This is a genomic window from Corallococcus sp. CA054B, assembly GCF_003611625.1.
GTDB classification, from domain to species: Bacteria; Myxococcota; Myxococcia; order Myxococcales; family Myxococcaceae; genus Corallococcus; species Corallococcus coralloides.
The window spans coordinates 24,229-35,159 of sequence record NZ_RAVY01000098.1; the positions used below are offsets into that span (position 1 = coordinate 24,229).

Genomic DNA, 10,931 nt, shown 5'->3' on the forward strand with positions numbered 1-10,931 from the left:
GCGGGGGGACTAGTAGCTGTTGCTCTGCCCGAAGTTCTTCATCGTCTTCTTCTTGAGGTTGAGGGCCTCTTCGCGGACCTCGGAGTCACTCTGGGCGTTGCCATAGGCTGCCTGGGTCCTGTCCAGGTCCGCAAGCTCCCCCGAGAGCGCGGACGCCGAAGCGCCGAACAGTTTACGCGCGTTGGTCAGGAAGCTGAGCGCGCTCTCGCGGTTGCCGCTCTGCATCTGCTCCGCGGCCGCCTGGAGCTGCTGGGTACCCAACGCGCGGATGGCATGGACGCGCACATCGCGGTCCAGGTTCGCGTGCACCACCTGCACGTCGTTCGTCACCTTCGCGCCCAGCGCCAGCGTCACCTGCGACGGCAGGTCCGCCGCCACGTCCACGTACGACACCGCGGCGTCCAGCACGTTCATCTCCGCCGCGTTCGCGGGCGCGTCCAGCGTCAGCTTCACCACCACGCGCGCGGACTGGCCGCCCGTCAAATCGTAGAGGGGGATGCGCACGGCGTTGCCCTCGCGGGTGGACGGCAGGCCCATCACCTCCACGCCGCTCACGCCGGGCGGCAGGGTCAGCGCCATGCCCACGTTGCGCGCGACGGTGCTGGCGGCCTGCTCCAGCTCACGGGTGAAGATGGCGGCCAGCTCCGAGGAGTCGCTGACGAAGCCGGAGAAGCCGCCGCCGCGCTCGGCCATGCCGCGCATCAGCGTGTCGTTGAAGCCGCTGCCCACGCCCAGCGCGCTCACGGTGATGCCCGTCTCGCGCAGCCTGCCCACCTCGGAGAAGAGGCCCGCGTTGGACGTCACGCCCTCGGTGGGCTCGCCGTCGCTCAGCAGGATGGTGCGCGTCACCCGGTACTGCTTCGCGTACGCACGCACCGCCTCCGCGCCCGCCACCAGTCCGCCGCTCATGTTCGTGCCGCCGTTCACCTGGATGGCGTCGATGGTGCTCAACAGCTCGCGGCGCGTGGTGTTGTTGATCTCCACGCTGGGCACCACCTTCACGTCGGAGCCGTAGTGCACCAGCGCCAGCCGGTCCCCGTCGCGCAGCTGCCGCACCAGCTCCTGCGCGGCGCGCTTCGCGTCCGTCAGCTTGGAGCCATCCATGGAGCCGGAGCGGTCCACCACCAGCGCCAGGTTCACCGGCACGCGCTGGACCTTCTCCGGCATGCGCGCCGACAGCTCGAACACGGCGAAGGCCTCACCCGGGCCCGTCTTCACGTACGCGCCGGACAGCTTGCCCGTGAGCTCCACCGGGCCGGCCTTGCCGGACGCGGGCTGGCCCAGGACGACGGGCAGCACCCCGTTGATGGGGGCTTCACCCGGCTGGATGACGGTGTGGGTCTGGTCCACGGCCGTGGCCGGGAGCCGGTGCAGGTGCCCGTTGGGGAGCCGGCCGGAGGCGGGCTCGGAGACGACCGGCGGGTGCGACGAGGTCTTCGCGAAGAACGAGCGCGCGTCGAGCGCGAGCGCGCCCACGAACAGCAGGCCAGCGAGGGTCAGCAACAGTTTGGTGCGGTTCATGCGCGACGGACCTTCCCCCAAGGGGTGCGAGCGGACGAGCACACGCTCGCAGACCCGTCATGCGGGCGCATCGGTCAGCGGGAGGACCCTCCTCCCGATGACCGATGGAGGGACCTGTCCCCGCGGTCCCGCGGTGTCAGGCGGCGTCCGGCGGACCGTGCCGCACCAGCTCCTCCACGGCGCCGCGCACGCGCGCCTCGTCGAAGGGCTTCTCCAGGAGCGGGTTGGGGATGTGCTCCAGGAACTCGCGCGCGCCCGCGGTGAAGGCGCCGCCGGACACGAAGACGAAGCGGCGCTCCAGGCCCGGGTGTGCGCGCCGCACGGCCTCGTACACGTCGCGGCCGGCGAGGTCCGGCATCATCACGTCGCACAGCACCGCGTCGAAGCCCGGCGCTCGCGACATGCGCTCCAGCGCCTGGCGGCCGCTCGTGGCCACCTCCACGTCATGGCCGCGCAACAACCGCTGCAGCACGCGGCCCACCGCGGGCTCGTCGTCCACCACCAGCACGCGGCCTCGCGGCACCACGGGCGCGTCCGGCGGCGGAGCCTCTGGCGAACGGACGACCGGATCGGGCTGGGGCGCGGGCAGCACCACGCGGAACGTGCTGCCCTTGCCCACGGTGCTGTCCACCTGGATGTCGCCACCCAGCCCCGTGATGATGCCGTGGCAGATGGACAGCCCCAGGCCGGTGCCCACGCCCACGGGCTTGGTGGTGAAGAACGGATCGAAGATGCGCCCCAGCACCTCCGGCGCGATGCCGCTGCCCGTGTCGCGCACCTCCACCACCACCTGCTCTCCGGAGACGCGCGTGACGAGCACCACCTCGTGGTCGTGCGCGGAGCCCTCCGGAATCGCCTGCGCCGCGTTCACCACCAGGTTGAGGAACACCTGGCAGAGGCGGCCCTCGTTGCCCATCACCTGCGGCACGGTGCCGTAGTCCCGGCGCAGCCGCGCGCGGTGCCGGATTTCATTGGCGGCCATCATCACCACCGAGTCCAGCACCGCGTGCACGTCCACCGGCGTCATGCGCTCTTCATCCGGCCGTGAGAACGTCTTCAGCTGGCGGACGATCTGCCGCACGCGCTCGGCGCCCTCGCACGCCTCGCCCAGCACCTCCTGCCACTCCGCCACGTCCGGCGGGCGCACGCCGCGCACGCCGGGGCCGGGGGACAGGTGGTGGCGGAACTCGTCCGACAGGAAGCCCAGGTTGGAGACCACGAAGGCCAGGGGGTTGTTGATTTCGTGCGCGATGCCCGCCGCGAGCGTGCCCACCGACGCCAGCCGGTCCGCCAGCGTCAGCCGCGCCTGCAGCTGGCGCTGCTCCGTCACGTCGCGCGCGATGGACACCACCGCGGGCTGACCGTCGAAGCGCAGGGGCAGGCTCGCCAGCTCCACCACGCGCGTGCGCCCGTCGCGCAGCACCAGGCGCCGCTCGCTGGTGAGCGGCGTGCTGTCCCCGGACGCCACGCCCGTGCCCGGCACGTCCGCCAGGAACTCCGACAGCCGGCGGCCCACCAGCTCCTCCGCGCGCGCGAAGCCCAGCGTGGTGACGAGCACCGCGTTGGCGTAGACGATGTGGCCGTCCTGTTCGATGGCCGCGGGGTCGGGGAAGCCCTCCATCAGCGCGCGCAGGCTGGCCTCGGAGCGCTTGAGCGCCTCCTCCACCTGCCGCCGCTCGGTGATGTCGCGCGCCAGGCCCTCCACCGCCACCACGTGGCCCGCGGGGTCCGTCACCGGCGCCACCACGTGCTCCAGCCACAGCAGGCTGCCGTCGGGGCGCAGGAAGCGCAGCTCCACCGTGGCGCCGTCCACGGACTGGGGCGACTCCAACAGCTGCTCCAGCGCGGCCCGGTCCTCCGGGTGCACCTGCCGGTACCACAGCTCCGGATCCGCGTAGTGCGCCTCCGGCCCCAGGCCCAGCTTCGCGTGCGCCACGCGGCTGACGTACGCGAAGCCGCGCGGTGCTGCCCGCCGGTAGAGGTACAGCACGTCCGACGCGTTCTCCGCGAGCTGGCGGAAGCGGTGCTCGTGCTCGCGCAGCGCCCGCTCGGACGCGCGGCGCTCCAGCGACACGGAGATGGCGCCGCTGGCCGCGGACAACAGGTCCACCTCCAGCCGGTCCCACTCGCGCGCCTCGTAGCAGTTGTCGAAGCCCACGAAGCCCACCAGCCGGCCCTGCACGCGCAAGGGCAGCACCAGGATCGACAGGACGCCCTGCGGATCCAACAGCGCCCGCTCGCTGGCGGGGAAGGTCGCCACGCGCCCGGTGACGACCTCGCCGCGCTCCAGGAGGTGGAGCCAGCGCCCCAGGTCCGGCTTCAACGGCAGCCCCTGGAGCATCGGGTTGTCGATCTCCGGCGTCACCCCGGGCGCGCACCACTCCGCGCGCTGGCTGCACAGCAGCACGCCCTGCGCGTTGGTGTGGGTTTCGAAGATGTAGACGCGGCTGGCACCAGAGGCCTGCCCCAGCGGCGCGAGCGCGGTGCCGTACAGGTCGCCGCCCTCCGACACCGACAGCAGGCGCTGCTGCATGTCCACCAGGGCGGTGAGGTAGCGCTCGCGCCGGGCGAGCGCGTCGCTCGTGCGCTTGCGCTCGGTGATGTCGTTGAGCGTGCCCGCCATGCCCAGCAGCGTGCCGTCCTCGTCGACCGTCACCCGCGCGAAGACGTCCACCCAGCGGAAGCCGCCGTCGCGCGTGAGGTAGCGCACCTCGTGCTGGACGAACTCGCGCTCGCGCGTGAGCAGGGTCTTGCACACCTCCAGCGTGCGCTCCCGGTCGTCCGGGTGCACGAAGTCCAGCGCGGAGCGGCCCAGGCTCTCCTCCACGGGAAAGCCCGTCACCTCGGTCCACGCGGGATTGAGGAAGACCCACGTGCGCGCGGTGTCCGTCTGGAACACGACCTCCTGGAGCGTGTCGATGACTTGCCGGAAGCGGCGCTCGGTGGGGGTGGTGCCGTCAGGCCGGGTGAACGGCATCTGCATGCAGGGGACTCGCGGTGGAAGAACTTGGCCGTGCGGACGGAACGTGCACGGCGCGGACGTAGACAGTCGAACGATTGAGGATCGCCGTCATGCAGGCAAGGGGGCCCGCGGGAAGAGCGTGAGGATGGGAAGCATTCCCTGTCCTTGAGGATGAAGTGGGCTGCGGGTCCTGTCTTCCTTTCTTCCCGGGAGGCGGAGATGACACCATGATGCATGCGGAAAGCCTTGGCATGTCCGGCATCACCTCTTCAGCCTCGGAGGCCTGCGTGACGGATGGGGATGGCCCTCCCCTGTCGACGCGCGTCATGGACGCGGAAGGCGTTGTGCTCGTTGAATGCACGGGCCGTGTGACTGTTTTCAACTCACAAGCCGCGGCGCACTTCGGCATTCCGGTCCCTCTCCACATCGAGCACGCCCGCCTGCCTGGGTGTGAATGGGTGCGGGATGACGGCACACCGCTGCCGCCCCAGGATTCGCCGCTGGCGCGAGCGCTGGCGGGCGAGCCGGTGGACGCGTCCCTGTGGCACGTGCTCCGTCCGGATGGGACACGCGCCGTGCTGCGCTGCAACGCAATGCCCGTGCGGGCCGGGGACGGGCAGGTGGCCGCGGCGCTCCTGCGCACGCATGCGGTGGAGGCGGTGCCCGCGTCCATGCTGGATGCGTCGCGCCTGCTGGCGGAGGCCGGGGCGCTGCTGGGCACGTCGGTGGACGCGGATGCGCGGCTGGAGCCGCTGCTCAAGCTGCTGGTGCCCGCGCTGGGGGAGGGTGCCCTGCTCATCCTCCGGACAACGGGCGCCGTGGGCGATGAAGTCCTGCGCGTGGCGGCGTCACTGCACGCGGACGCGGGAAGGCACGCGCTGCTGCGCGACCTGCTCACGCGCTATCCGCCGGATCCTTCCGTGCCGGGCGGGCTGCCCCAGGTGTTCGCGTCCGGGGCGGTGGGGCGTCTGCCCATCCTGTCCGAGGAGCACGTGGTGGCCATCGCGCGGGACGCGGAGCACGCGCGGCTGTTGCGCGAGGTGGGGCCGCACGGCTGCCTGAGCGTGCCGCTGGGCGCGCGCGGCAATGTGCTGGGCGCGCTGATGGTGCTGCGCTCCGACGTGCTGCGCGCTTTTGGCGCGGAGGAGGAGCGCTTCCTCACGGAGCTGGCCCACCGCACCGCGCTCTACCTGGAGAACGCGCGGCTGTACCGCGAGGCGCGCGAAGCGGTGCGCCAGCGCGACGAGTTCCTGGGCATCGCGAGCCACGAGCTGAAGACGCCGCTCACGCCGCTGAGCCTCAAGGTGCAGCTCCTGCAGAAGCAGGTGGTGGTGCTGGCGCGCGAGGGCAAGGACGTGCCCACGGACCGCGTCGCGGACGCGCTGGACGTTGTACAGCGCCAGGTGCGCCGGCTGTCCGGCCTGGTGGACAACCTGCTGGACGTGTCGCGCATCACCGCGGGCCGGCTGCGGCTGGAGCTGGAGGAGCTGGACCTGGCGAGCGTGGCCGCGGAAATCCTCTACCGCTTCTCCGCGGCGGCGGCGCAGGCCGGCACGGAGCTGGGCCTGGAGGCGCCGGTGCCGGTGGTGGGCCGGTGGGACCGGCTGCGGCTGGAGCAGGTGGTGACGAACCTGGTGTCCAACGCGCTCAAGTACGGCGCGGGCCACCCCGTCATCGTGAGCGTGGAGGCGCAGGGCACGCTGGCGCGGCTCACCGTGAAGGACCACGGCATCGGCATCGCGCCGGACGACCTGGCGCGCATCTTCGAGCGCTTCGAGCGCGCGGTGAGCGAACGGCACTACGGCGGCCTGGGCCTGGGGCTCTACATCACGCGCCAGATTGTCGAGGCGTTCGGCGGCACGGTGAGCGCCGTGAGCACGCCGGGGGAGGGCTCCACGTTCCTCCTGGAGCTGCCCCGGGGAGACATCCCCGAGGAGTGGCTGGTCGCGCACGCGGCGCCGGGGCCCACCCAGAGCGAGTAGGCCGGCGCCAGCTCAGGCGACCTCCAGCACCGTCCACTCGCGCACCTCGCCCGCGAGCGTGACCTCCACGGTGTCGCCGGCCTTCTTGCCCAGCAGCGCGCGGCCCACGGGGGAACTGGGCGTGATGACGGAGAGGAAGCCGTCGCCGCCCGGGCCGGTGAGTTCGGTGCCCGCGCCGGCGGGGAGCACGAAGAAGGTGCGCTCGGCGAAGCCGTCCTCGTCCTCGGTGCTGCAGTCCACCAGGGCGCCCAGGCCCACGGGCCCCTGGCGCGAAAAGCGGGGCAGCTCCTTCTGGCTGAAGGCGGTGAGGGCCTGGAGCTCTTCTTGGAGGCGGCGGGCGCGCTGGGCCTGACCGGTGGCGAGGCTGCCGTACTCGATGGCGGCGCGGCCGTCCTCCTTCTTCTCGGACTCCGTGGCGAGGCTGCGGGCGGCCTCGCGGGCATCGGCCTCCGCGCGGTGGGCCAGCCGGTCGCTCTGCTGGAGCCGCTCGGACAGTTGGTGGAGCAGGGTGAGCTTGTCGAGTCGCATGGGTATCGTTACAGGACTGTAGCGCCCGGTGCGGCGCCCTCCAGTTTTCAGCCCGGCGGGGCCCCGGGCTTTGGTTGAATGGGGTGCATGACGCCTCAGGAACGCTCGCAGAAGGCCCACGAACTCGTCGCCCAGGGCGCGGTGCTGCTGGATGTGCGCACCCCGGAGGAGTTCCAGCAGGGACACCCGGACGCCGCCCGCAACATCCCCGTGCAGGTGCTGGCCCAGCGCCTCTCCGAGGTCGGCCCGGTGGGCACGCCCGTGGTGGTGTACTGCGCCGCGGGAGGCCGCAGCGCGGTGGCCGCGGAGCTGTTGCGCAAGGGCGGCTTCCCGGACGTGTTCGACCTGGGTTCCGTGAAGAACTGGTAGGCGCGCCCAACGCGCCATGCGGACCCGCACCGCCGGCTTCCTCCTCGTCGCCCTGTCCGGTGCCTCCTTTGGCGCGCTGGGCCTGTTCGCGCGCCTGGCCTACGCGGCGGGCACGGACATGCCCACGCTGCTCTTCCTGCGCTTCACGCTGGCGGGCCTGGTGCTCGCGGGCGTGATGGTCGCGAAGGGCGGGAGGTGGCCCCGGGGCCGCCTCCTGTGGGGCCTGGTGGGCCTGGGCGCGGTGGGCTACTTCACGGAGGGCAGCGTCTACTTCATCGCGCTCCAGCACGCGTCCGCCGGGCTGGTGGCCCTGCTGCTCTACCTCTTCCCCGCGCTGGTGGCCCTCATCCAGGTGGCCCTGGGCCGCGAGCACCTGAGCCGCCGCCGCTGGCTGGCGGTGGGGCTGGCCCTGTGCGGGACGGCGCTCACGGTGGACCCCGGCCCGGACGCGAAGCCGCTGGGCATTGGCCTGGGCGTGCTGTCGGCGGTCATCTACGCGCTCTACGTCCTGTCCAGCGCGCGCGTGGCGGGGCCGGCGGGGCCGCTCGCGGCGAGCACCGTCGTCCCGCTGTCCGCGGGGGTCGCCTTCGGGGCGCTGATGCTGGTGAAGGGCCCGGCCTTTCCCCAGACGCTGGGAGGCTGGGGCGCGGTGGCGGGCCTGGCGCTGCTGTCCACGGTGGTGGCCATGCTCACGTTCTTCGCGGGCCTCAAGCGCATTGGCCCGGTGAACACGTCGCTGCTCTCCACGCTGGAGCCGGTGATGGCGGTGGTGCTGGGCGCCATCTTCCTGGGCGAGCGCCTGTCCTTGCGGCAGGGCCTGGGCGGCCTGCTCATCCTGGTGGCGGTGGTGGTGCTGGCCCGGAGCGACTCCAGCCGCCCGGCGGAACCCGGGACGGCCGGAGCCTGAGCCTGAGCCCGGAGGGCTACAGGCGGTTGAGGAAGTGGTGCACGTCGTTCACGAAGCGCTGGGGGCGCTCGGCGTGCGGCGCGTGGCCGGTCTCCGGGTAGAGCAGGTACCTGGAGCCGCGGATGGCGCGGGCCAGGGCTCGCTGCTCGTCCACGGAGAAGAAGCCGTCATGGTCCCCGCCGATGATCAACGTGGGCACGCGGATGCGGCCCAGGCGCGCGGAGTGGTCCTCCGCGATGAGCCCGTCCAGCGCGTCCTGCCACACGCGCGCGGGCAGCTTGGAGCTCTCCGAGACAAGCGTGTCCAGGTACGACTCCGGCACGGGCGCGTAGAAGGTGCTGGCCTGGAACTCGTAGATGAATGCGGGGTCCACGGGGTCGGTCAGCGAGTCCACGGCCTCCTTGAGGCCCAGGGCCACCTCATTGCCCGCGACAGTGGGCGCGGAGCCCACGAGCACCAGCCCCTTCACGCGGTGGGGGAAGTCCAGCGCCACCTGCTGCGCGATGAAGCTGCCCATGGAGTGGCCCACGAGCACGGCGCGCGACACGCGCTTCGCGTCGAGGAACGCCACCACGTCCTTCGCGAACGCCTGCTGCGTGTAGCAACACGCCGGGCGGGATGAATCGCCATGGCCGCGCTGGTCCAGCGCGTAGATGCGGAAGTCGCGCGGGAAGCGCGGAAGGTCCAGGTCCCAGGTGTGGTGCGAGTCCGTATAGCCGTGCAGGAAGACGACGACGGGCCCGTCCTGGCGGCCCTGCTCGACGTAGCGGAGCGTGACGCCGGTGGACAGTCGCACGGAGCCCTCACGGGGGTTGGCGCCACCGTGACGGTCGGAGTCCGCCAGGGCGGCCGGAGTACTCACGAGGTCGGACGTGGACTCCGAAGCGACGTCGGGTCCACAGCCGGCGAACACCAGCACTGCGAGGAGGGGTCGAAGGGCGCGCAACATGCGTCAGGGCCTCACGGAATGGGACGCGGCGGGTAGGTCCGCCGCGAGCATGCACGCCATCCTAAAGTGACCTCTGACATCCCGTGTATGAATCCATCCTGACAGGTCGGAACAGACCCTCGGGACGGGTCCTACGAGCCCCCTCCTGGAGGGAGGCTCAAGGCCGCCGTGCGACGATGAGCTCGCCCACGCCGCCCAGGCGCTGCTCGCGCTTGAGGATGTGGAAGCCCGTGGCCTCCACCAGGCGGAAGGTGTCCCGGTTGAGGCGGCAGCCGCCGGTCAGCTTGTGCCACGCGGGCGTCAGCAGGTCCTGCGCGGTGGCCACGGCCGGGTTCGGGGCCCGCACGTGCTCCAGCAGGCGCAGCTCGCCGCCCGGCTTGAGCACCCGCATCACTTCAGAGAGCGCCGTGGCCGGCGCGTCCACGCAGCAGAACACCAGGCTGGACACCACCGCGTCGAACGAGCCGTCCGTGAAGGGCAGCGCCTGCGCATCCGCCTGGAGCAGCGCCACGCCGCTCTTCCGCGCCCGCGCGCGCACCAGCGCTCCCAGGTCCACGTCCACCGCGGTCACCGACGTCACCGAGTCCGGGTAGCCCGGCAGCGCCAGGCCCGTGCCCGCGCCCACCTCCAGCACCTTGCCGGACAGCCCTTCCACCAGCTGCCGCCGGGCGGCGTTCAGCCCCACCCAGCCCAGCGGCGCCATCAACGCGTCGTACGCCAGTGCCTTCACGCGGTACCCCCCCGACTTGAAACGATGACGCTACCGCGCCGTCTCCACCCGGCCCTGCGGCGCGGACGGCTTCTGCGAGGATGCGCTCGGCGCCTGCTTGCGCAACAGGCCCCACAGTCCATACGCCACCAGCAGCAGGCAGCCGTACTGCGCCGGCGTCAGGCCGAAGTAGCGCGCGTCCACGTACGACAGGTCCGTGGCCCGCAGGAAGTCCAGGCTGAAGCGGGACGCCGCGTACAGCAGCGCCAGCAGCGGCAACAGCCGCCCCTTCATCTTCGGCATGTCGCGCAGCGCGTACAGCAGGCCCGTGATCGCGAAGAGCACGATGGCGTCGTAGAAGCCCAGGTCGTGCCGGTTGCCGTTGGGGAACTGCACCGCCAGGAAGAAGTCCGTCAGCTTGCCGGGGTGGTCATGCACCGCGAAGCACCCCAGCCGCGCCACCGCCCAGCCCGGCGCCACGCCCAGCGCGAAGCTGTCCGCGTAGTCGTTGAAGCGCAGCTTCTTCACCCGGAAGAACACCACCGCCGCCAGGATGCCGCCCAACAGGCCGCCGAAGGAGGACAGGCCATCCCAGAACCGGAGGATCTGGAACGGGCTCTTGGACATCTCCTCCGGGTGGTAGAAGAAAAGGTGCACCCAGTGGCCGAAGAGCATGCCGGCCGCCACCCCCCACATCGCGAAGTCCGCCAGCGGGTTCGGGTCCAGGCCCTCGCGCTCCGCCTGCTTCGTCAGCAGCCGGGCGGCCAACAGGATGCCCGCCGCCACGAAGACGTTGAAGGGGTTCAGCTCCAGGGGCCCCAGCTTGAACGAGGGGGCGTGCCAATAGGGAATCAAGGGGGCTCCAGAAAGGCCAGGGATCCGCGCGGACGTACTCCGGGCGGATGGAAGCCGAACAATCGGCGCATCCCGGGCTTCCCTCCACCTCTTTTTCCACGCACCGCCCGCCGGGCGCGCAAGCCCCGCCCGGACGCCCTCTTGGGCCC

9 protein-coding genes are annotated in these 10,931 nt (G+C 71.8%); 3 read left to right on the top strand and 6 right to left on the bottom strand.

Going from position 1 to position 10,931, the window contains the following annotated elements; all coding sequences use genetic code 11:
- Positions 1 to 9: 9 nt before the first annotated feature.
- Both D7V80_RS23025 and D7V80_RS23030 read right to left on the bottom strand, forming a co-directional pair.
- Entirely contained in the window at positions 10 to 1,521 is a 1,512-nt protein-coding gene (locus D7V80_RS23025) for a VWA domain-containing protein (RefSeq protein ID WP_120590194.1), read from the bottom strand.
- Positions 1,522 to 1,657: 136 nt separating this feature from the next.
- The gene (locus D7V80_RS23030; RefSeq protein WP_120590195.1) at positions 1,658 to 4,504 is read right to left on the bottom strand and encodes a PAS domain S-box protein; all 2,847 of its coding nucleotides are present in this window, start codon (positions 4,502 to 4,504) and stop codon (positions 1,658 to 1,660) included.
- A gap of 437 nt (positions 4,505 to 4,941) precedes the next feature.
- Here D7V80_RS23030 and D7V80_RS23035 point away from each other — a divergent pair, with 437 nt between their 5' ends.
- The gene (locus D7V80_RS23035; protein WP_233585646.1) at positions 4,942 to 6,465 is read left to right on the top strand and encodes a HAMP domain-containing sensor histidine kinase; all 1,524 of its coding nucleotides are present in this window, start codon (positions 4,942 to 4,944) and stop codon (positions 6,463 to 6,465) included.
- Positions 6,466 to 6,477: 12 nt separating this feature from the next.
- On the opposite strand, the gene D7V80_RS23040 is transcribed toward D7V80_RS23035, so the two are convergent.
- Entirely contained in the window at positions 6,478 to 6,993 is a 516-nt protein-coding gene (locus tag D7V80_RS23040; RefSeq protein ID WP_014400617.1) for a GreA/GreB family elongation factor, read from the bottom strand.
- Between the two features lie 87 nt (positions 6,994 to 7,080).
- Here D7V80_RS23040 and D7V80_RS23045 point away from each other — a divergent pair, with 87 nt between their 5' ends.
- Entirely contained in the window at positions 7,081 to 7,362 is a 282-nt protein-coding gene (locus D7V80_RS23045; protein WP_014400616.1) for a rhodanese-like domain-containing protein, read from the top strand.
- Between the two features lie 16 nt (positions 7,363 to 7,378).
- Entirely contained in the window at positions 7,379 to 8,269 is an 891-nt protein-coding gene (locus tag D7V80_RS23050; RefSeq protein WP_120590197.1) for a DMT family transporter, read from the top strand.
- 16 nt (positions 8,270 to 8,285) lie between these two features.
- Here D7V80_RS23050 and D7V80_RS23055 read toward each other — a convergent pair whose 3' ends face one another.
- The 3 genes from D7V80_RS23055 to D7V80_RS23065 all read right to left on the bottom strand — a co-directional run bounded on the left by D7V80_RS23055 (position 8,286) and on the right by D7V80_RS23065 (position 10,782).
- A complete protein-coding gene (locus D7V80_RS23055) occupies positions 8,286 to 9,131 on the bottom strand; it encodes an alpha/beta fold hydrolase (RefSeq protein ID WP_233585647.1) in 846 nt (281 codons plus the stop codon).
- Between the two features lie 244 nt (positions 9,132 to 9,375).
- On the bottom strand, positions 9,376 to 9,948 hold the full coding sequence (locus D7V80_RS23060; protein ID WP_120590199.1) for a class I SAM-dependent methyltransferase: 573 nt from the start codon (positions 9,946 to 9,948) through the stop codon (positions 9,376 to 9,378).
- A gap of 30 nt (positions 9,949 to 9,978) precedes the next feature.
- Entirely contained in the window at positions 9,979 to 10,782 is an 804-nt protein-coding gene (locus D7V80_RS23065; RefSeq protein ID WP_014400612.1) for a prolipoprotein diacylglyceryl transferase, read from the bottom strand.
- Positions 10,783 to 10,931: the final 149 nt, after the last annotated feature.